The sequence below is a fragment of the Bacillus sp. B28 genome (assembly GCF_029536185.1).
In the GTDB taxonomy this organism is placed as follows: Bacteria; Bacillota; Bacilli; order Bacillales; family Bacillaceae; genus Bacillus; species Bacillus halotolerans.
Map to the genome: position 1 here is coordinate 1,021,292 of NZ_CP120511.1, position 20,657 is coordinate 1,041,948.

20 protein-coding genes are annotated in these 20,657 nt (G+C 44.6%); 15 read left to right on the plus strand and 5 right to left on the minus strand.

What is annotated here, in order from left to right; genetic code table 11:
- Positions 1 to 6: 6 nt before the first annotated feature.
- Positions 7 to 915, minus strand: a complete 909-nt coding sequence (locus P3L57_RS04985; protein ID WP_069486296.1) for an RluA family pseudouridine synthase — start codon at positions 913 to 915, stop codon at positions 7 to 9.
- Positions 916 to 1,026: 111 nt separating this feature from the next.
- Here P3L57_RS04985 and P3L57_RS04990 point away from each other — a divergent pair, with 111 nt between their 5' ends.
- The 14 genes from P3L57_RS04990 (at position 1,027) to P3L57_RS05055 (ending at position 16,093) form a co-directional block, all read left to right on the plus strand.
- The gene (locus P3L57_RS04990; protein WP_024120707.1) at positions 1,027 to 1,422 is read left to right on the plus strand and encodes a YhcU family protein; all 396 of its coding nucleotides are present in this window, start codon (positions 1,027 to 1,029) and stop codon (positions 1,420 to 1,422) included.
- Positions 1,423 to 1,558: 136 nt separating this feature from the next.
- Complete coding sequence (locus P3L57_RS04995; RefSeq protein WP_024120708.1) at positions 1,559 to 1,981, plus strand: CBS domain-containing protein; 423 nt, start codon at positions 1,559 to 1,561, stop codon at positions 1,979 to 1,981.
- 124 nt (positions 1,982 to 2,105) lie between these two features.
- Positions 2,106 to 2,768: an HAD family hydrolase gene (locus tag P3L57_RS05000; RefSeq protein WP_044156626.1), complete on the plus strand. Its 663-nt coding sequence runs from the start codon at positions 2,106 to 2,108 to the stop codon at positions 2,766 to 2,768.
- A 15-nt stretch (positions 2,769 to 2,783) separates the two neighbouring features.
- Positions 2,784 to 4,325 carry a bifunctional GNAT family N-acetyltransferase/carbon-nitrogen hydrolase family protein gene (locus P3L57_RS05005; RefSeq protein WP_024120710.1) on the plus strand — a complete coding sequence of 514 codons (1,542 nt, stop codon included), beginning with the start codon at positions 2,784 to 2,786 and terminating at the stop codon, positions 4,323 to 4,325.
- 107 nt (positions 4,326 to 4,432) lie between these two features.
- A complete protein-coding gene (locus P3L57_RS05010) occupies positions 4,433 to 5,347 on the plus strand; it encodes an AEC family transporter (protein ID WP_069486297.1) in 915 nt (304 codons plus the stop codon).
- A 137-nt stretch (positions 5,348 to 5,484) separates the two neighbouring features.
- Complete coding sequence (locus P3L57_RS05015; RefSeq protein ID WP_083244441.1) at positions 5,485 to 6,837, plus strand: aspartate aminotransferase family protein; 1,353 nt, start codon at positions 5,485 to 5,487, stop codon at positions 6,835 to 6,837.
- A gap of 30 nt (positions 6,838 to 6,867) precedes the next feature.
- Positions 6,868 to 7,443: a glycerol uptake operon antiterminator GlpP gene (gene glpP / locus P3L57_RS05020; protein ID WP_029441192.1), complete on the plus strand. Its 576-nt coding sequence runs from the start codon at positions 6,868 to 6,870 to the stop codon at positions 7,441 to 7,443.
- A 170-nt stretch (positions 7,444 to 7,613) separates the two neighbouring features.
- Positions 7,614 to 8,438 (plus strand): glycerol uptake facilitator protein GlpF, encoded by an 825-nt coding sequence (gene glpF / locus P3L57_RS05025; RefSeq protein WP_059293161.1) that lies wholly within the window; start codon positions 7,614 to 7,616, stop codon positions 8,436 to 8,438.
- Positions 8,439 to 8,456: 18 nt separating this feature from the next.
- Positions 8,457 to 9,947 (plus strand): glycerol kinase GlpK, encoded by a 1,491-nt coding sequence (gene glpK, locus P3L57_RS05030; RefSeq protein WP_069486298.1) that lies wholly within the window; start codon positions 8,457 to 8,459, stop codon positions 9,945 to 9,947.
- A 144-nt stretch (positions 9,948 to 10,091) separates the two neighbouring features.
- Positions 10,092 to 11,759 (plus strand): glycerol-3-phosphate dehydrogenase, encoded by a 1,668-nt coding sequence (glpD, locus tag P3L57_RS05035; RefSeq protein ID WP_083244442.1) that lies wholly within the window; start codon positions 10,092 to 10,094, stop codon positions 11,757 to 11,759.
- Positions 11,760 to 11,892: 133 nt separating this feature from the next.
- On the plus strand, positions 11,893 to 13,638 hold the full coding sequence (locus tag P3L57_RS05040) for a phospho-sugar mutase (RefSeq protein WP_069486300.1): 1,746 nt from the start codon (positions 11,893 to 11,895) through the stop codon (positions 13,636 to 13,638).
- A 147-nt stretch (positions 13,639 to 13,785) separates the two neighbouring features.
- Positions 13,786 to 14,928, plus strand: a complete 1,143-nt coding sequence (locus tag P3L57_RS05045; protein WP_069486301.1) for a GAF domain-containing sensor histidine kinase — start codon at positions 13,786 to 13,788, stop codon at positions 14,926 to 14,928.
- Positions 14,925 to 15,572 (plus strand): response regulator, encoded by a 648-nt coding sequence (locus P3L57_RS05050; RefSeq protein WP_044156617.1) that lies wholly within the window; start codon positions 14,925 to 14,927, stop codon positions 15,570 to 15,572. The genes P3L57_RS05045 and P3L57_RS05050 overlap by 4 nt, the downstream gene beginning before the upstream one ends.
- Positions 15,569 to 16,093 (plus strand): NADPH-dependent FMN reductase, encoded by a 525-nt coding sequence (locus tag P3L57_RS05055; RefSeq protein WP_069486302.1) that lies wholly within the window; start codon positions 15,569 to 15,571, stop codon positions 16,091 to 16,093. Before P3L57_RS05050 ends, P3L57_RS05055 begins: the two co-directional genes overlap by 4 nt.
- Positions 16,094 to 16,108: 15 nt before the next feature.
- On the opposite strand, the gene P3L57_RS05060 is transcribed toward P3L57_RS05055, so the two are convergent.
- Positions 16,109 to 16,351: a YhdB family protein gene (locus P3L57_RS05060; RefSeq protein ID WP_024120719.1), complete on the minus strand. Its 243-nt coding sequence runs from the start codon at positions 16,349 to 16,351 to the stop codon at positions 16,109 to 16,111.
- 201 nt (positions 16,352 to 16,552) lie between these two features.
- Here P3L57_RS05060 and P3L57_RS05065 point away from each other — a divergent pair, with 201 nt between their 5' ends.
- Positions 16,553 to 16,876, plus strand: a complete 324-nt coding sequence (locus P3L57_RS05065) for a YqzG/YhdC family protein (RefSeq protein ID WP_044156615.1) — start codon at positions 16,553 to 16,555, stop codon at positions 16,874 to 16,876.
- 42 nt (positions 16,877 to 16,918) lie between these two features.
- Here the strand turns inward: P3L57_RS05065 and lytF are convergent, their stop codons facing one another.
- The 3 genes from lytF to P3L57_RS05080 form a co-directional block, all read right to left on the minus strand.
- Positions 16,919 to 18,364, minus strand: coding sequence for a peptidoglycan endopeptidase LytF (lytF, locus tag P3L57_RS05070; RefSeq protein ID WP_069486303.1), 1,446 nt, complete (start codon positions 18,362 to 18,364; stop codon positions 16,919 to 16,921).
- Between the two features lie 152 nt (positions 18,365 to 18,516).
- Positions 18,517 to 18,957: a nitric oxide-sensing transcriptional repressor NsrR gene (gene nsrR / locus P3L57_RS05075; RefSeq protein ID WP_059293153.1), complete on the minus strand. Its 441-nt coding sequence runs from the start codon at positions 18,955 to 18,957 to the stop codon at positions 18,517 to 18,519.
- Between the two features lie 111 nt (positions 18,958 to 19,068).
- Positions 19,069 to 20,601 carry a mechanosensitive ion channel gene (locus P3L57_RS05080; protein ID WP_059336448.1) on the minus strand — a complete coding sequence of 511 codons (1,533 nt, stop codon included), beginning with the start codon at positions 20,599 to 20,601 and terminating at the stop codon, positions 19,069 to 19,071.
- Between the last annotated feature and the right edge of the window lie 56 nt (positions 20,602 to 20,657).

Sequence of the window (20,657 nt, forward strand, 5' to 3'; positions counted from 1 at the left end):
CTTTTTTCATGATAAATACGTATGGCATATGCTTTCTATATCAGCGGGAAGAGGTGCTTCGGCAACGACCAGCTCTTGGGTAATCGGATGAACAGCCTGTACCTTTTTGGCATGCAGCGCCTGTCTGTTAAGAAATTGGCTCCCGCCTCCGTAAAGTGTATCCCCCGTAAGCGGATGGCCGATGCTTGCCATATGCACACGGATTTGATGTGTTCTGCCTGTTTCCAGCTCTAATTCAGCAAGCGAGAGCTGTTCTCTCGCATTGATAGCAAGGGTACGGTAATGGGTGACGGCGGCTTGTCCGCCTGGCGAAACCCGCCGTCTTGTCGGGTGTGATCTGTCTTTTCCAATCGGTGAATCGATTTTGCCTTTTTTCGGTTTCAGTTTTCCTTCAACAATTGCGAGGTACGTACGCCTCAGCGTTTTTTGCTCTAACTGCTGGTCTAAGATGGCATGCGCCAGACGGTGCTTGGCGAATACGACAGCGCCTGATGTATCCTGATCAAGACGGTGGACATGGCGCACTTTGATTGTTTCTCCATTGACCTGAAAGTGATATGCGATCAAATTGGCGAGTGTGCCGGTTTGGCCTTCTTCATTGGGATGAGTGGAAATGCCAGCTGGTTTATTGACGATTAACATGTGGCGGTCTTCAAATAAAATATCAAGCTCTCCATACTCAGGTATGACGGAGGACTCTTCGTTTTCCTGAAGATCAATAAACAGGCGGTCACCCTTTTTTACGAGTATGTTGTTTTTGACAGGCTCGTGATTGACCTTTATATTGTGATAAGTCATCCATTCTTGGATAACGGGTTTAGAAGCTTTGAGCTCTGTTTTCAGCACAGAAAACAGCCATTGTCCGTCCTGTTTTTCACTGATTATCAGCTCTAGCCCTTTGCCTTTTTCTTTCATGATCAAATGGCTCCTTTTTTGCGCGAAAGGCCGCTGCTTCTCATAGGAAACACTTACCTTAGCTTTCGCGTTTTTTTCTGTGATATTCTTGAGAAAGACTTTGGATATTCGATGGCAAGAAAGGTGATAGACGTGAGAATCGTGAACGCAGCAACTGAAGAACAGGAAAGCTTTATCAAGGAACTGTCAATGGAGCTTTTCCATCATGTATTTCCTCTTTATTTCTCCGAACTGGACATTCAGCGCTTTAAAAAGAAAGGCGTTCTGTCTTTAAATAACCAATATTACCAAGGAACATTAAAAGAAGCTTTTCAAATTATGGCTTGTCTGCAAATGATACATATTATTCTGACAAAGCCTTCACCGCACGATGACTTGAGTGATCAAGCCATTTTTGATAAAAACAGCAAGATGCTGAATGATTGCGGAGTATATTTTCCGTTTGCTTTATCTGATTTTCAACCGAAAACAAACAATGCCTTTTCTGGTCACAGAAGGCTGATATAATCTGCGGCAAGAGCTTTTCCATTTTGAGAAAAGCTCTTTTTGCATCAGAGAAATCATACCACAAATCCTTTCCTGCAACTCCCTTTTTAATCATCCGGTGTCTGAACATACTAATGATTGAAAGGGGTGCTGACCAATGAGTTCAGTTAAACATTCAATGACAACGCAGGTAGCAACCGTTTCTCCGAATCAAACGATTCAGGAAGCGGCTTCTCTGATGAAACAGCATAACGTCGGGGCGGTTCCCGTGGTAGAGCAAGGTGTTTTAAAAGGAATGCTGACTGATCGTGACATTGCATTGAGAACCACAGCTCAAGGCCGAGATGGCCAGACACCCGTTTCAGAAGTGATGTCAACAGACCTCGTATCAGGAAATCCTAATATGAGTCTGGAAGACGCGTCGCATCTGATGGCCCAGCACCAAATCCGCCGCCTTCCTATTGTAGATCAAAACAATCTAGTCGGGATCGTTGCGCTTGGAGACCTGGCTGTCAATCAGATGTCGAACGAGTCTGCTGGAGAAGCGCTGACAAACATTTCTCATCAAAACTTGCATTAATAAGAAAGAGCTTGCAGTGTGCAGGCTCTTTCTTCACATAAACCCTTACTTTTTGAAAGCAGAGACGTTTCGGGGTATAGTGTATACATATATGTCTCAATTCGGGCCAAAGGAGTTGTACGCAGTGATAAAAGCGTTAATTTTTGATTTTGATGGGCTTATTCTTGATACAGAAACACATGAATATGAAGTCCTTCAGGAAATTTTTGAGGAACATGGCTCAGTTCTGCCGTTATCCGTTTGGGGCAAGGTTATCGGAACAGCGGCGGGATTTCGGCCATTTGAATACTTAGAAAAGCAGATAGGCAAAAAGCTGAACCATGAAGAGCTGACAAAACTGAGAAGAGACCGGTTTGCAAAACGCATGGAAACAGAAAAAGCGAGACCTGGTGTTGAAGCGTATCTGAATGCGGCAAAGGATTTAGGCTTAAAAGTAGGACTGGCTTCCAGCTCAGATTATAAATGGGTATCCGGCCATTTGAAGCAACTTGGCCTGTTTGACGAATTCGAAGTGATTCAGACAGCTGATGATGTAGAAGAGGTCAAGCCCAATCCCGAGCTGTATTTGTTAGCGGCAAAGAATCTTGGAGTATCGCCGTCGGAATGTCTCGCATTCGAGGATTCCGTCAATGGTTCGATTGCTGCCAAGCGAGCGGGCATGAAGTGTGTAATCGTTCCGAATCAAGTAACAGGCACCTTGATGTTTGAAGAATATGATCACAGGCTCGAATCAATGGCGGAGATGGAGCTCGCCCTATTGCTTGATCATCTGAACGCACAAAACTAGAAAGGAGCGAGTAGATTGTCTGAGAAATTAGATTTGACCCGTTTTGAAAAGAAAATGGTCATCCGTAATATCGAAGAGAAAGATATCGACAACATTATAGACCTTCAAAAGGACTGCTTTCCAGGCATGGAGCCGTGGAAGCGCGAGCATTTAATCAGCCATCTGGAGCATTTTCCGGAAGGGCAGTTTTGTGCAGAATTCGAAGGTGAAATTATCGGTTCGTGCTCAAGCCTCCTGATTAATTTTGATGAATATGATGACCGCCATACGTGGCAGGACATTACAGATGACGGATACATCACCAATCACAATCCGGATGGCTTAAACATGTACGGGATCGAGGTCATGGTGCATCCTGATTACAGACGGATGAAAATCGGCCATCGTTTGTATGAGGCAAGAAAGGATTTGGCAAGACGTTTAAATCTGAAAAGCATCATCATAGGCGGAAGGATACCGAACTATCATAAATATGCTGATGAAATGACTGCAAGAGAGTATGTTGAACAGGTAACACGCCATCAAATTTACGATCCCGTCCTTTCTTTTCAGCTGATGAACGGTTTTACCCTGATGCGGATTAACCCGGATTATCTCCCGGATGATACAGCTTCAATTAAATATGCGACGCTGATGGAATGGAATAATGTCGATTATCTGCCGCAGCAGACAAAGCGTTATTATAAATCGGCCTTCCCTGTGAGAATTTGTGTCATTCAATACGAAATGAAAAAAATCTATTCCTTTGAGGAATTTGCGAATCAAGTAGAGTACTATGTCGATGTCGCATCTGACGCGAGGTCTGATTTTGCAGTGTTCCCGGAAATTTTCACAACCCAGCTGATGTCCTTCCTTGAGGAACGTTCACCAAGCTTGGCGGTACAGAGAATTACCGAGTATACTGAGGATTACATCAGTCTGTTTACAGACTTGGCTGTTAAGTATAATGTCAACATTATCGGCGGATCTCATTTTGTAGAAGAGGAAGGGAAAATTTATAATATCGCCTACCTGTTCAGACGCGATGGAACGATTGAGAAGCAATATAAACTGCATATTACGCCGAATGAACGCAAATGGTGGGGAATCAGCGCGGGCGACCAGGTACGTGTGTTTGATACGGACTGCGGGAAAATTGCGATCCAAATTTGCTATGACATTGAGTTTCCTGAGCTTGCCCGCATTGCGGCCGATAAAGGCGCAAAAATTATTTTTACGCCATTTTGTACGGAAGACCGCCAAGGCTACTTGCGTGTCAGATATTGTTCACAGGCAAGAGCGGTCGAAAATCAAATTTATACCGTCATTTCCGGAACGGTTGGAAACCTGCCGCAAACTGAAAATATGGATATTCAATATGCTCAGTCCGGCATCTTTGCCCCTTCTGATTTTGAATTCGCAAGAGACGGCATCGTTGGGGAAACCAACCCGAATATTGAAATGGTCGTCATTGGCGATGTTGACTTAGAAATTCTCAGAAGACAGCGCCAAAACGGAACGGTGCGTCAGCTCAAAGACAGACGGCGTGATATTTATCATATTCACTATAAGAAATAATCCGGAAACCCGCCTGAATTGGCGGGTTTTTTTAAAAAAAAAAGCGGAATTGAAACTCTGCCGTAAAATAGATATAAATGTGTGTACATCGGAAAAGAAGGTGCCTTATGGAGTTTCTGCTTGTTTTAGTTCCCGTTTTCGGAATCTTCGCAATTGGTTATATCGGACAGAAAACACTTGGTTTTGATATTCAGACACTGTCCAAAATGTCCTTATATTTAATGTCTCCTTTTTTGGCTTTTGATACGTTTTATTCAAACGAGCTGACGATGGACTATGTGTATCTGTCTATTTTTGTGCTGGGTCTATACCTGGTTCTTGTGCTGTTGGTCTCCTTTTTATCCTTTTTACATAGGTATCCGAACCAAGATCGCTGTGCCATGATTCTCTCATCAGCCTTTATGAATAACGGCAATTACGGCACGCCTGTCGTACTGCTTGTGTTTGGGACGGCGGGGCTGGATACGGCTGTTGTGTTAATGGTGCTGCAGCAGTTAATTATGAGTACTATCGGCATGTATTACGCTGCAAAGGGCGGTTCGGAGGAAGGCGGATGTAAAACGGTGATGACTCGGGTTATCCGTATGCCTGTGGCGTACGGAGCACTTTTAGGCGCAATTCTTCAGCTTATGCATATTTCAGTCCCTAAAGAGTTAATGACAGGCATTGAACTGGTCGGAAATGCGACGATTCCGGCGATCATGATTATTCTTGGCATGCAGCTTGCGCTGATCTCTTTCAGGAATATTGAATACAGAAAAATTTCTTATTCTCTGCTGCTGAAGCTGATGGTATCACCGTTAATTGCGCTGGCCTTCACATTGATTTTGCCTGTGGATGACATGACGAAGCAAATTATGATCCTCGTAGCGGCCATGCCGACCGCTGCCAATACGACCTTAATAGCCGTTCAGTTTAATACAAGGCCCGAAGTCGTTTCCAGTGCCACTTTTATCAGCACAATGCTGAGCATAGTCACTTTGCCGGTCCTGCTTTGGATGCTGCATCCTCTTTCTTCTTGATGAAAGAGGATGTTTTAATTACCCGGCGGTTTATTGACTCCTTTGTCGTCTGGCTTTATATTGAAGTCAGGGAAATCATCACCTAGACATCACATAAGAGAAGGTCTGTTTCAATTTATTTATTGAACGCTAATGAAATGGAGATGATGGGGATGGAAAACATTCAGCAAAATCAGGGATTAAAGCAAAAGGATGAGCAATTCGTGTGGCATGCTATGAAGGGAGCGCATCAAGCGGACAGTCTGATTGCCCAAAAGGCGGAAGGAGCCTGGGTGACTGATATAGACGGACGCCGCTATCTTGATGCGATGTCCGGTTTGTGGTGCGTTAATATTGGTTACGGCAGAAAAGAGCTTGCGGAGGCTGCCTATGAACAATTAAAGGAACTGCCGTATTACCCGTTAACGCAAAGTCACGCACCTGCGATTCACTTGGCGGAGAAGCTGAATGAGTGGCTTGGCGGCGATTATGTGATTTTCTTTTCCAACAGCGGATCGGAAGCAAATGAAACCGCTTTTAAGATCGCTCGCCAGTACCATCTGGAAAACGGTGACCACAGCCGTTATAAATTCATCTCTAGATATAGAGCCTATCACGGCAATACGTTGGGAGCGCTCTCTGCCACCGGCCAGGCACAGCGGAAATATAAATATGAACCGTTAAGCCAAGGATTCCTGCACGCCGCCCCGCCTGATGTCTACCGAAATCCTGAGGACGCCAATACATTAGAGAGCGCAAATGAAATTGACCGCATCATGACATGGGAATTAAGCGAAACGATTGCCGGTGTCATTATGGAGCCCATTATTACTGGCGGAGGCATTTTAATGCCGCCGGACGGATATATGAAGAAAGTGGAGGAAATCTGCCGCCGGCACGGCGCCCTGCTGATTTGTGACGAAGTCATCTGCGGATTTGGGCGGACTGGCGAGCCGTTCGGATTTATGCACTACGGCGTGAAGCCCGATATCATTACAATGGCGAAAGGGATTACAAGCGCGTATCTGCCATTGTCAGCGACCGCGGTTAAACGGGAGATTTTTGAAGCATACCAAGGAGAAGCTCCTTATGACCGTTTCCGCCACGTCAACACATTCGGCGGCAGCCCGGCAGCCTGCGCATTGGCTTTGAAAAACCTGCAAATTATGGAGGATGAACAGCTGATTCAGCGATCCCGCGATCTCGGAGCAAAGCTTTTAGGTGAGCTTCAGTCGTTGAGAGAACACCCTGCAGTAGGGGATGTAAGGGGAAAAGGGCTGCTGGTCGGAATCGAACTTGTCAAAGATAAGCTGACTAAAGAGCCGGCTGGCGCTGACCAAGTGAACCAAGTGGTTGCGGCATGCAAAGAGAAAGGGCTGATCATCGGCAAAAACGGCGATACAGTCGCCGGATATAACAATGTCATTCAGCTCGCCCCGCCATTTTGTCTGACAGAAGAAGACCTTGCATTTATCGTAAAAACGGTGAAGGAAAGCATACTGACGATTTGATACAAAAGTGATTTGTTAAAGGAGCACACTATGAGTTTTCACAACCAGCCTATTTTACCGGCTATTCGCAATATGAAGCAATTTGATGAGTTTTTAAACAGCTCGTTTTCGTACGGCGTGATACTTGATATTCATCTCGGACAATTAAAGGGCGTGATCAGAGAGGCGCAAAAGCACGGGAAGAAGATGATGGTGCATGTCGATTTAATTCAAGGGATCAAACATGATGAATACGGAGCGGAATTCATCTGCCAGGATATCAAGCCAGCGGGGATTATCTCAACAAGATCAAACGTGATTGCAAAAGCGAAGCAGAAGAAAATCTATGCGATCCAGCGTTTGTTTCTGCTTGATACAAGCGCAATGGAAAAAAGCATGGAGTTTGTCGGCAAGCATAAGCCTGACTTCATTGAAGTGCTGCCGGGCATCGTGCCGTCACTTATTCAGGAAATTAAAGAGAAAACAGGTATCCCTATCTTTGCGGGAGGTTTCATCCGCACAGAACAAGATGTAGAACAGGCACTGAAAGCTGGTGCCGTTGCTGTCACCACATCTAACACCAAATTATGGAAAAAATATGAAAACTTTTTGACAGAAAGTGATTGACACCGCTTTCATCCACTGATACAATTGCACTAGGTTAATACAATGTGATGGAGAATCCGGAGACCCACAGCAGCTCTTTACGGTAAAAGTTATACATCCGTAAAGCGGTTTGTTGTGGTTTTTTTATTCTCTATCATACTTCTTAATCGCAACCTTAGGAGGAATTATCTATGACAGCATTTTGGGGAGAACTAATCGGTACGATGCTGCTTGTTATTTTTGGCGCAGGTGTTTGTGCAGGAGTCAATTTGAAGAAATCGCTTTCATATCAATCTGGCTGGATTGTTGTTGTATTTGGATGGGGATTAGGTGTGGCAATGGCCGCTTATGCGGTCGGCGGCATCAGCGGCGCCCATCTCAATCCCGCGTTAACGATAGCATTTGCTTTTGTTGGTGATTTTCCGTGGAAAGAGGTTCCGGTTTACATTGCGGCGCAAATGATCGGTGCAATGATCGGTGCGGTAATTGTTTACCTTCATTACCTGCCGCATTGGAAGTCTACCGATGATCCCGCTGCCAAGCTGGGTGTTTTTTCAACCGGACCCAGCATTCCGCATACGTTTGCAAACGTTTTAAGTGAGGTTATTGGGACATTTGTCCTTGTGCTTGGAATTTTGGCGATTGGGGCAAATGAGTTTACAGAGGGACTTAACCCTTTAATCGTCGGTTTTCTCATCGTTGCTATCGGTATTTCTCTTGGAGGAACCACGGGATATGCAATTAATCCCGCCCGCGACTTAGGTCCGCGGATTGCCCACGCACTTCTGCCGATTCCGGGGAAAGGCTCATCAAACTGGAAGTACGCATGGGTTCCTGTTGCCGGCCCGATTTTGGGCGGATCATTCGGCGGTGTATTTTACAGCGCCGCGTTTCAGGGGCAGATTACAAGCAGTTTCTGGATTGTAAGCGTTGTATTGGTTGTGGTATTGTTAGGACTCTATGGCTATACGAAAAAACATACAGCTAAAACACTATCAAATTCAAAATATATTTAAGCAAAGGGGAGACATCTTATGGAAACTTACATTTTATCCTTAGATCAAGGGACAACAAGTTCAAGAGCGATTCTGTTTAATAAAGAAGGCAAAATCGTTCACTCCGCTCAAAAGGAATTTACACAATACTTCCCGCATCCAGGGTGGGTTGAGCATAATGCAAATGAAATTTGGGGATCTGTCCTTGCTGTTATCGCCTCTGTCATTTCTGAATCGGGAATCAGCGCTTCTCAAATTGCCGGAATCGGCATTACCAATCAAAGGGAAACAGCAGTTGTTTGGGATAAGGATACAGGAAAGCCTGTGTATAATGCGATCGTTTGGCAGTCACGACAGACATCTGGAATCTGCGAGGAGCTTCGTGAAAAAGGATTTAATGATACATTCAGAGAGAAAACAGGCCTTTTGATAGATCCATATTTTTCTGGCACGAAGGTGAAATGGATTTTAGACAATGTGGAAGGCGCAAGAGAAAAAGCGGAAAAAGGCGAGCTGCTGTTTGGAACGATTGACACATGGCTCATTTGGAAAATGTCAGGCGGAAAAGCACACGTGACGGATTATTCCAACGCCTCAAGAACGCTGATGTTTAATATTTACGATTTGAAATGGGACGATGAGCTGCTTGAGATTTTAGGCGTTCCGAAATCAATGCTCCCTGAAGTGAAACCGTCCTCTCATGTGTATGCGGAGACAGTTGATTATCACTTCTTCGGAAAAAATATTCCGATTGCTGGAGCGGCAGGCGACCAGCAGTCCGCGCTGTTCGGCCAGGCGTGCTTTGAAGCAGGCATGGGGAAAAACACATACGGCACAGGATGTTTCATGCTGATGAATACAGGGGAAAAAGCAATTAAGTCGGAACACGGGCTGCTGACAACAATCGCCTGGGGCATTGACGGTAAAGTTGAATATGCTTTAGAAGGAAGTATTTTTGTCGCAGGCTCAGCCATCCAATGGCTCAGAGACGGAATGAGAATGTTCCAGGACTCTTCGCTTAGCGAATCATACGCAGAGAAAGTTGATTCAACTGACGGCGTATATGTCGTTCCGGCCTTTGTCGGCTTGGGAACGCCTTACTGGGACAGCGATGTGCGCGGTTCAGTTTTCGGCCTGACTAGAGGCACAACAAAAGAACATTTTATCCGGGCCACGCTGGAGTCATTGGCTTATCAGACGAAAGATGTGCTTGATGCAATGGAAGCGGATTCTAACATTTCATTGAAAACGCTTCGTGTGGATGGCGGAGCTGTTAAAAATAACTTTTTGATGCAGTTTCAAGGGGATATTTTAGATGTGCCTGTGGAACGACCGGAAATCAATGAAACAACTGCGCTTGGCGCGGCATATTTGGCAGGTATCGCTGTGGGATTCTGGAAGGATCGTTCTGACATTATTAACCAGTGGAATCTGGATAAGCGTTTTGAACCTAAATTGGAAGAAGAAAAACGAAATGAGCTGTATAAAGGCTGGCAAAAAGCCGTTAAAGCAGCTATGGCTTTTAAATAAAATAAGAGTATGTTATAATGGTTACAAGTTAATAAGAACGGTCCTGAGATGAGGAGAGACCACAGCACCAAAGTGTGAACATGCACTTTGGGTGTTGTGGTCTCTTTTTCTATTTACTTACCGTGACAACAAGGAGGAAACGTAATAATGAAAAATCAATTTTCAAGTCTTGAGCGGGATCGCATGCTGACAGACATGACGAAAAAAACATATGATCTATTTATTATCGGAGGAGGAATTACAGGAGCTGGTACAGCTCTTGACGCGGCATCAAGGGGCATGAAGGTCGCACTCAGCGAAATGCAGGATTTCGCGGCTGGAACATCAAGCAGATCAACAAAATTGGTTCATGGCGGATTGCGCTATTTAAAACAATTTGAAGTGAAAATGGTCGCTGAGGTAGGGAAAGAGCGGGCGATTGTCTATGAAAACGGCCCGCACGTTACCACACCGGAATGGATGCTGCTTCCGTTTCATAAAGGCGGCACATTCGGTTCATTCTCAACCTCTATCGGTTTAAGAGTTTATGACTTCTTAGCCGGCGTAAAAAAATCCGAACGCAGAAGCATGCTTTCAGCAAAAGAAACGCTGCAAAAAGAGCCTTTGGTGAAAAAAGACGGCTTAAAAGGCGGCGGCTACTATGTTGAATACCGCACTGACGATGCGAGACTGACAATCGAGGTCATGAAGGAAGCGGTCAAATTCGGGGCAGAGCCTGTGAATTATTCCAAAGTAAAAGAACTCCTTTATGAAAAAGGCAAAGCAGTCGGTGTATTAATTGAAGACGTTTTGACGAAAAAAGAATATAAAGTATACGCGAAAAAAATCGTCAATGCGACAGGCCCTTGGGTAGACCAGCTCAGAGAAAAAGACCATTCTAAAAACGGAAAGCACCTTCAGCATACAAAAGGTATTCACCTTGTATTTGACCAATCTGTCTTTCCTTTGAAACAAGCGGTATATTTTGATACACCGGACGGCCGCATGGTGTTTGCTATTCCTCGTGAAGGCAAAACATACGTGGGCACAACCGATACTGTTTACAAAGAGGCCCTGGAGCATCCGCGCATGACAACTGAGGATCGCGATTACGTCATCAATTCAATCAATTACATGTTCCCGGAACTGAATATGAAAGCGGATGATATCGAATCAAGCTGGGCTGGCCTGCGTCCGCTCATTCATGAAGAAGGAAAGGACCCTTCCGAGATTTCACGCAAAGATGAAATTTGGACGTCAGATTCAGGCTTGATTACTATTGCCGGCGGTAAGCTGACCGGGTACAGAAAAATGGCGGAGCACATTGTCGATCTTGTTCGTGATCGATTAAAAGAGGAAGGCGAAAAGGATTTCGGCCCATGCAAAACGAAAAACATGCCGATTTCAGGCGGGCACGTCGGCGGTTCTAAAAACCTTGCATCCTTCGTGACGGCGAAAACGAAAGAAGGCATTGCGGCCGGCTTATCAGAAAAGGATGCGAAACAGCTGGCTATCAGATACGGCTCCAACGTAGAGCGTGTCTTTAATCGGGTCGAGGCACTGAAAGACGAGGCTGTGAAGCGAAATATCCCGGTTCATATCCTTGCCGAGGCAGAATACAGCATTGAAGAAGAATTGACTGCAACGCCTGCTGACTTCTTTGTCCGCAGAACGGGACGTTTATTTTTTGATATCAATTGGGTAAAAACATATAAAGACGCCGTTATTGATTTTATGAGCGAGCGATTCCAGTGGGATGAGCAGACGCAAAACAAACATACAGAAAACCTTAACAAGCTATTACACGATGCGGTTGTACCGGTCGAACAATAAAAATAACGGGCTGTCTGCAGCCCGTTTTTTCTTTTATGAGCCAGAAAGCGTCAGATCTCAAGATATCAAGTGACAGAGACGCTCTCTTCATATTAAAATAATGGCATATGGCTGATACATAGGAGGACGAATTATGACTTGGAGAAAGAGCTATGAACGCTGGAAACAGACAGAAAATTTAGATCCTGAATTAAAAAAGCTCCTCACTGAATTAGAGGGGAATGATCAGGCTCTTGAAGACTGCTTCTATAAAAACCTTGAATTCGGAACTGGGGGTATGCGCGGAGAAATTGGCGCCGGTACGAATCGGATGAATATTTACACGGTGCGCAAGGCATCAGCGGGATTTGCGGCATACATCTTGCAGCAGGGTGAGGAAGCGAAAAAACGGGGCGTTGTCATTGCGTATGATTCCCGCCATAAATCACCGGAGTTTGCGATGGAAGCGGCAAAAACGCTTGCTGCACAAGGCATCCAAACGTACGTATTTGATGAGCTTCGCCCGACGCCGGAGCTGTCATTCGCTGTCAGACAACTGAACGCTTACGGAGGAATTGTTGTGACGGCTAGCCATAACCCGCCTGAATATAATGGGTACAAAGTGTACGGTGATGACGGCGGCCAGCTGCCTCCGCGTGAAGCAGACATCGTCATTGAGCAGGTAAACGCCATCGAAAATGAACTGACAATCACAGTCGAAGATGAAGAAACGTTAAAAGAAAAAGGCTTAATAAAGATCATCGGTGAAGAGATTGATAAGGTCTATACTGAAAAACTGACATCTATTTCCGTTCACCCTGAGTTATCCGGAGAAGTGGATGTGAAAGTGGTTTTCACTCCGCTGCATGGAACCGCAAACAAACCGGTCAGACGCGGACTCGAAGCCCTCGGCTATCAAAATGTCACGGTCGTGAAGGAACAGGAACTGCCAGATCCGGACTTTTCAACTGTAACATCTCCGAACCCGGAAGAGCATGCTGCATTTGAATACGCTATTAAGCTCGGCGAAGAGCAAAATGCAGATATTCTTATTGCAACAGATCCAGATGCGGACCGCCTTGGCATTGCGGTGAAAAATGATGAAGGCAAATATACAGTGCTGACAGGAAACCAAACCGGTGCCCTGCTGCTTCATTATTTGCTTTCTGAAAAGAAAAAACAAGAAATCCTGCCTGAGAATGGCGTCGTTCTCAAAACAATCGTAACAAGTGAAATCGGCCGCGATGTCGCATCTTCATTCGGACTCGATACGATTGATACACTGACGGGCTTTAAGTTTATCGGTGAAAAGATTAAAGAATACGAAGCCTCAGGCCAGTACACTTTCCAATTCGGATATGAAGAAAGCTATGGTTATTTAATCGGAGATTTCGCCCGCGACAAGGATGCCATTCAGGCCGCACTTTTGGCAGTTGAGGTTTGCGCGTTCTATAAGAAACAAGGAACGTCATTATACGAAGCGTTAATGAATATCTTCAAAGAATATGGTTTTTACCGTGAAGGGCTGAAATCACTGACGCTGAAAGGAAAACAGGGAGCGGAGCAGATTGAAGCGATTCTTGCTTCCTTCAGACAAAATCCGCCGCAAACAATGGCCGGTAAACAGGTTGTCTCAGCAGAGGATTACGCTGTAAGCAAACGGATGGTTTTGACGGAAAATAAAGAAGAAGCCATCGACCTGCCAAAATCAAATGTATTGAAATATTTCTTGGAAGACGGATCTTGGTTCTGCCTCCGTCCTTCTGGTACTGAGCCGAAGGTCAAATTTTATTTCGCTGTAAAAGGAACATCCCTACAAGATAGTGAACAGCGTCTTGCCGCACTTTCTGACGATGTCATGAAGACAGTTGACGAAATTGTCGAAGCAACAGCAAAATAATTTGAAAAAAGCTGGATCACGCAATGTGATCCAGCTTTTTTCTATTTCTCATCCAAAAGTCTGAAAGAAAATCAACCTTCATGTGAAGTAACAATATTCAAAAAACTGGTATAATCTTAGATAATAACCATAGCCGGAGTGAGAGACGTGACCAAACCGAGGGTGGAAAAATTAAGAACGCTGAAAACCATTGCCGAGACTTTGAATCAAGGACACGATGTCAAAGCAACGCTGAATGAAGTGTTAAAAGAATTGCTGAGCTTAACGAATCTTCAGTCTGGATGGATCTTTCTCATTGAAGAGGACGGTTCCTATACATTAGCGGCAGACGCATACCTGCCGCCTGCTTTAAGCAGGAGGGAAAAAGTGCTGATGTGTGAAGGGGAGTGCTATTGCCTGACGAAATTCAATAACGGCGGACTTAGAAAAGCAGCCAATATTATGAACTGTAAACGCATAGAATCAGCTGAAGAGCTGCATTGTTTTGACACAGAAGGGATTACGCATCATGCAACCGTTCCCTTAGAAGATGGAGACAGACGGTTTGGTTTATTAAATGTGGCAGCGGCCGGAAAGACACTTTTTGATGAGGAGGAGCTTCATTTGCTGGAGGCGGTTGCTTTTCAGATCGGAACGGCGATACAGCGGATGAGGCTTGCTGAATACAAACAAAAAAACGCTCTTTTAATGGAGCGGAACCGTCTCGCTCAGGAGCTGCATGATTCAGTCAATCAGATGCTGTTTTCCGTCAGTTTAACAGCAAAAGCGGCAAAGACATTAACACAAGAAGAGACCCTGCAGCAAATGATTGATTTTATTCAAACGTTAACGCAGGACGCGCTGGCTGAAATGAAGTCCTTAATTTGGCAGCTTCGCCCCGGAGGATTGGAAAAAGGGCTGGCTGAAGCCATTAAAAGCTACGGCACTCTGATCGGATTGAATGTCGTCTTTACACAAAAAGGATGTCCAGCCCTTCGTGATGAAGAGGAGCATATGCTGTGGCGTGTCGTGCAGGAAGCCCTCAATAATTGCAAAAAGCATGCCGGGACTGATACGGCATATGTCAGAATTACTGCTTCTTCGTCCTATGCAGAACTGGATATTATCGATCATGGGGCAGGATTTCGTTATGAAGCGCACGACGGACTGCCTTCACTTGGCATCAAAGGAATGAAAGAGCGGGCAGAAAAAGCCGGCGCGGAATTTTTCATTGAGTCAGAGCTTGGAGCTGGCACGAAGCTGTCTGTCAGGCTTCCGCTTACCAATCAGAAAGGAAGAACAGTGAGATGAGAATTGTAATAGCGGATGATCACCATGTTGTCCGGAAGGGACTTCGTTTTTTCTTTGCCACCAAGGACGATATTGAAGTTGTCGGAGAAGCGGCAACCGGAAGTGAGGCCCTCCGTGTCATCGAAGAAACAAAGCCTGATCTCGTTCTGATGGATCTGTCGATGCCGGATATGGATGGAATAGCAGCAACAAAAAAAGCAGTACAGCAATTTCCCGGTGTCCATATCGTCGTGCTGACGAGCTACTCTGATCAGGAGCATGTCATCCCTGCGCTTCAGGCAGGAGCGAAGGCGTATCAGCTAAAGGATACGGAGCCGGAGGAATTGGTGAAAACACTGAGACAGGTTGATTCAGGCGAATATATGCTGTCTTCAGCTATTATGCCCCATGTCCTGACACATATGAAAAAACAGAATGAACCGGAAAAAGAAAAATTTTATCAATTAACCCGGCGGGAAAGAGATGTGCTAAACGAAATTGCTTGCGGAAAAAGCAATAAAGAAATCGCAGCATCGTTGTTTATTTCAGAAAAAACAGTAAAAACCCATGTGTCTAATCTTTTAGCAAAGCTTGAGCTGGCGGACCGCACACAAGCAGCGCTTTTTGCAGTGAAATACAACCTGAATGGAGAGACCACAAAGTGAACATATTAGTGATTAGCGGCTCGCCGAGAACACATGGCAGGACAAGAATTGCGGCAGCCTATATTTCAGCTGTGTATCAAACGGATTTGATTGATTTGAGCGAATTTATATTGCCGTTATTTAACGGTGAAGCCGAACAGGCCGAGCTTACGCGGGTACAAGAGCTGAAACAGCGCGTCAGCAAAGCGGATGCGATTGTATTACTATCTCCTGAATATCACAGCGGCATGAGCGGCGCTTTAAAAAATGCACTGGATTTTTTAAGCAGCGAACAATTTAAATATAAGCCAGTAGCTCTTTTGGCAGCAGCAGGCGGCGGAAAAGGCGGAATCAATGCGCTGAACAATATGAGAACCGTGATGAGGGGCTTATATGCCAATGCCATACCGAGGCAGCTTGTGCTTGATCCGGTAACGATTGATGCGGAAAACGCAACAGTAACGGAACACATGGCGGCCAGCATAAAAGAGCTGATGGAAGAATTGCACATGTTCGCAAATGCAGGAACCCCCGGCGTCTAAACACCGGGGGTTTTTTTATGTGAGAAGCGCTAATTGATCCTCATATGTTAGCTCAGTGGCATGATCAATATAGCGGAGAAGAGAATACAGAACCTTTTCTAATACAGCATAATCCTGTTCAAAATGGTATGCATGCAAAAAATGCTCAATTCGTTTTGATAACAAATCATCCTCTGTCCGCACCATTAAAATTAATAAATTATCCCATTGGGAACGATGGGTGTAATACAATGCTTTGTCGTAATCAGCATAATCCATATCAATCGCTTCTCCTTTCCTGTGTGAGAAGTTCAGGATTAGTTTATGCCGCATCAGCTGTTATTGACGGGGCAAAACTTGGCGTCTGCGTCAGAACTGGGGTAGCAATATGAGGGAGACATAAAATGAAAATGCCTGAATGAAGCAAGCGGTTTTGGAAAACCTAAGATGAAAATAATCTGGGTACAGGAGACTGAAAACATGAAATCTCTGCCGTATGCCATTGCGCTTCTGTTTTGCGGTTTACTCATCTTATCGATGGCTGCAAAAGGGCATTCAGAAAACATGAACGAGTCTGTTCAAAAGTGGGAACAGCTCGCTTGGAGTAAAATTCAAGATGAATATAAAGGGGCTTCTTTTTCCGATTACGCCTATATGGGGCGGACCGAGGTGAATGACCAGCAGACAAAGGATGTCTTTCGGGTGACCGTCAAACAGAATGATGAAACATTTTCCGTGCGTGCGGAAGTTTATTTTCACCCTGTGACAAAACATATGATCAGCATCAATGTGTTTCGTCTTTAATAAAAAAACTGTACAGCCGACAAAGGCCATACAGTTTTGTTTTTAGAAATAACGCTTTGCTCCGAGGTAGCGCTGTTTCCAGTATGAGTTGTTCATATTTGAAATGACAACTCCTGAGTCGTTGGCATTAATGAATTCCCCGTTTCCGAGGTAAATCCCGACATGAGAAGGGCCGGCTTTGTATGTCGAAAAGAAGACAAAGTCTCCGACTGCAGGCTGGCTGACAGGTTTCATGGTGTTCCAGTAGCCGGCCGCCGTTAATCTGGACACAGAAGTCACTTTGTTTAGCGCATAGTAAATGAATCCGCTGCAGTCAAATCCGGCCGGTGTTGTTCCTCCCCAGCGATATGGAACACCAAGGTGATCCTTAGCGGCCGCGATCATTTTGTTAATCTTCGCGCTTGTTGAGATCGTGCTGCCTGAAGATCCGGAACTTGAATTTGAAGATGAAGCTTTGCCTGTAATCGTGAGCTTCTGGCCGATTTGTAAGACATCGTTTTTCAAGTTGTTTTTCTCCCGGATCTGCTGGGCTGTCACATTGAACTTTTGAGCGATCACCCATAAGGAATCACCGCTCTTCACCGTATATGTAGTCGTCGTTGTGCCGGAGCTTGAATTTGACGAAGACGGTGTTGTTGATGTGCTGGAACTTGATTTGCCGGTCAGCTTCAGCACTTGTCCGACGTAAAGAACGTCTGATTTCAGATTGTTGCTGTTTCGGATTTGCTGTACAGTCAGGTTATATTTGTTTGCGATCTTCCAAAGTGAGTCTCCGCTTTTTACGGTGTACTTCGTTGTTGTTGACGCTGATTGATTCGATTTGGATGAATTGTTTTTGGATGACGAATTAGAACCCGCTGATTTTGTTTTTAACACTTGATTCACATAAATGGTATCTGATTTTAAATTGTTCAATACCTTCAATTCAGCGATGGACATATTGACTTTGTTCGCGATTTTCCAAAGCGAATCACCTAGCTGCACTTTGTAAGTGCCAGTCGAAGCTGAAGAGCTTGAGCTCGATTTAGATGATTTAGAGCTGCTTGAAGTGCCGGAACTGGAATTTGAAGAAACTTTTCCGGATACTTTTAATTTTTGCCCTGCACGAATCATGTCGCTGCTCAATCCGTTTAACTTTTTCAGTTCCTGTACCGACATCTTAAACTCATTGGCAATCAGCCATAGTGAATCGCCGCTTTTCACTGTGTAAACAGAATTTCCGCTCTTCTTTGCTGTTGAGCCTGAAGAAGATGATGAAGTGCCGGAATTGCTGCCTGGGATGGTAAGCGTCTGGCCGATTGACAGGACGGTAGTCGAAAGATGGTTGGCGGATGTGATGGCCGCTACACTTGTGTTGTAGTTTTGCGCCAGCTTCCATAAGGAATCTCCGCTTTTGACTTTAATCGTTGCTGCTTCAGCGGGTGTAATCGCTAGTGTTGTGCTGACAATCGCGGATGCTGTCAGCCCTGCTGCTAATTTCTTTTTCATCTGAGCTCTCCTTTTTCCCCCAATGATTTTGAATATGCTGTTTCTTTTTTATATCGGCAGATTCAACTCATCGTTTTGCCTTTTTTAAAAATCAGTCATATTATCTTAACAGAAAGCAGGAAAAAGGGCATAAAAAAAGAAGGAATCATCAACTATTCCTTCATTTTCAAAAGCTGCATAATTTCCTCTTTGTTTTTGACAAGGTCTCGCAGCGTATATTTGTTTAAAACGGCAAGATAGGCCATAAGCGCTTCATTAAGCACGTGTTTTAAGCCGCACACTGGAGAAATAATGCAGAGATTTCTATTCGCATCAAAACATTCAACAATATTAAAATCGTCTTCTGTTTTTCTGACGACCTCTCCGATATTAATGTCTTCAGGATCCATGCCTAAACGTATGCCGCCGCCCCGTCCGCGTATCGTTTCTACATATCCGAGCTGACCGAGCCTGTATATGACTTTCATGAGATGATTTTTTGAAATAGAATACGTTTCGGCGATCTGTTTTATATTTGAAAGTTTTCCGGGACGTTCTGCAGCCAGAAAAATCAAAACTCGTAATGAATAATCTGTATAATTTGTTAACTTCATATTAAGACCTCGGAATAAGACATTTTCTATATCTTATCATAATCTATTATAAAATGAAAAAAAAGGAATTTCCCTAAAAAAGCGTGCACCCTGCTGGGCACACGCATTTTTTTAATTCATGTCATTGGAAGGATTTTGTTTTGAACGGTTTTTCGTATCAACTTCAGTGTTTTGAATTTTGCGTTCGAATTTAGAAAGATAACGTGAAGCAAAATCCTTTCCGCCAAGACCGAATGATAAACCGAATGCAAGTGCGAATCCGCCAAGCACGATGATAAATGCGGAATTGACAATTGTGTCAGCGACTCCGAGCTGATCTAGTGCCATAAAGAAAGCCAGTGCGATGATTGTATACTTTGCAATCGCAGCTAAAGATTTGAACTCCTGACCTTTGATCATGCTGGCCAGTACCTTGCGCACCAATTCTCCGGCGTAAAGGCCGATTCCGAGGATAAATACTGCGACAAGGACATTCGGCAGATACGCGATGATGCCGCCAGCGATCTCAACGAGTAAATGCAGCTGAACAACTTGCAGCGCCTCGGCTGTAAACAGCAGGATCACAATGATTTGCGCAATCATACCGACAACTTGGGAGAGTGACAGCTTTGCGGATGCGCCAGGTTCTACGCCCATTTTTCCTAATAAAGAATCAAAGCCTGCACGGCGGAGCAGTCCGGACACCATTGTGTTTACCCATTTTCCGGCCCATATACCGGCTAAAATCAGTACGATGGCGATAATGATATTCGGAAGCATGTTTAAGATGGTATTGAGCATAGAGACGGCTGGCTGAGAAATGCCGGCGACATCAAGACGATCAAGCGCTGAAATGACAACCGGAATGAAAATCAGCACATAAGCAATGGTTCCGATGACAGCAGAAAGGCTTGTATCCTTTAAGTAAATGGATAATCCCATACGAGCAGCGAATCTTTCTGTACCGATGCTTGCTAGGAAATTCGTGATGATGTCACGGACCAGGCGGGCGATGAGCCAGCCGATTAAAACGATCAGCGCCGCAGCGAATAATTTCGGCAGAAAAGCGAGTACGCTTTCCATCATATTTGTAAACGGGCCTGAAATTCCGCTGATATTCAGCGAAGATAAGACTCCCGGCAAGAATATGAGCAGCACAAGATAAAAGACAATTTGTGAAGCGGCGTTAACTGCCTGGTGAATATCTTTCCCTTCAGATACCAAGTTCCATTTGCGCAGTTTTTCGCTCGTGTTCAGCTTCATCCCGATTTTTTTGACAAGAAAGCTTAACACAGAAGCTGCCGCCCAGCCTAACAGCAGAATCAATCCGGCCTTCAGCAGGCTCGGAACAGCAGCTGCAATAGCAGAAAGCATGCTGACAAAAGGCGAAGCCACTGTTGTCAGGTGCAAAATGTTAAAGAATAAAATAAAGACGATAATCAAAGCGATAAAATAAACGACCTTGCTTACGATTTTTTCTGATGAATAGCGTGACGGCTTTTTCTCAGCAAAGATCTTGTCGTCGATTTTTGTTTTTCTGAGCCCTTTGTACACCGCTTTTTCAATGATTTTGGCGATAGCCCATCCGATTAATAAGACAAGCAAAGCAATGATGAGGTTTGGCAACTTACTTAGATAAGAAGAAAACATGTCTGCTGCATTCAATTGGTATCGCTCCTTTTTTTCGTAATATGGTCTGTTTTTACCCACTGACACATTTG

Bases quoted from the DNA above. Each gene is read 5' to 3' on its own strand.
- P3L57_RS04985 (WP_069486296.1), bottom strand. From the start codon at position 915: ATGAAAGAAAAAGGCAAAGGGCTAGAGCTGATAATCAGTGAAAAACAG.
- P3L57_RS04990 (WP_024120707.1), top strand. From the start codon at position 1,027: ATGGCAAGAAAGGTGATAGACGTGAGAATCGTGAACGCAGCAACTGAA.
- P3L57_RS04995 (WP_024120708.1), top strand. From the start codon at position 1,559: ATGAGTTCAGTTAAACATTCAATGACAACGCAGGTAGCAACCGTTTCT.
- P3L57_RS05010 (WP_069486297.1), top strand. From the start codon at position 4,433: ATGGAGTTTCTGCTTGTTTTAGTTCCCGTTTTCGGAATCTTCGCAATT.
- P3L57_RS05015 (WP_083244441.1), top strand. From the start codon at position 5,485: ATGGAGATGATGGGGATGGAAAACATTCAGCAAAATCAGGGATTAAAG.
- glpP (WP_029441192.1), top strand. From the start codon at position 6,868: ATGAGTTTTCACAACCAGCCTATTTTACCGGCTATTCGCAATATGAAG.
- glpF (WP_059293161.1), top strand. From the start codon at position 7,614: ATGACAGCATTTTGGGGAGAACTAATCGGTACGATGCTGCTTGTTATT.
- glpK (WP_069486298.1), top strand. From the start codon at position 8,457: ATGGAAACTTACATTTTATCCTTAGATCAAGGGACAACAAGTTCAAGA.
- P3L57_RS05040 (WP_069486300.1), top strand. From the start codon at position 11,893: ATGACTTGGAGAAAGAGCTATGAACGCTGGAAACAGACAGAAAATTTA.
- P3L57_RS05050 (WP_044156617.1), top strand. From the start codon at position 14,925: ATGAGAATTGTAATAGCGGATGATCACCATGTTGTCCGGAAGGGACTT.
- P3L57_RS05060 (WP_024120719.1), bottom strand. From the start codon at position 16,351: ATGGATTATGCTGATTACGACAAAGCATTGTATTACACCCATCGTTCC.
- P3L57_RS05065 (WP_044156615.1), top strand. From the start codon at position 16,553: ATGAAATCTCTGCCGTATGCCATTGCGCTTCTGTTTTGCGGTTTACTC.
- lytF (WP_069486303.1), bottom strand. From the start codon at position 18,364: ATGAAAAAGAAATTAGCAGCAGGGCTGACAGCATCCGCGATTGTCAGC.
- nsrR (WP_059293153.1), bottom strand. From the start codon at position 18,957: ATGAAGTTAACAAATTATACAGATTATTCATTACGAGTTTTGATTTTT.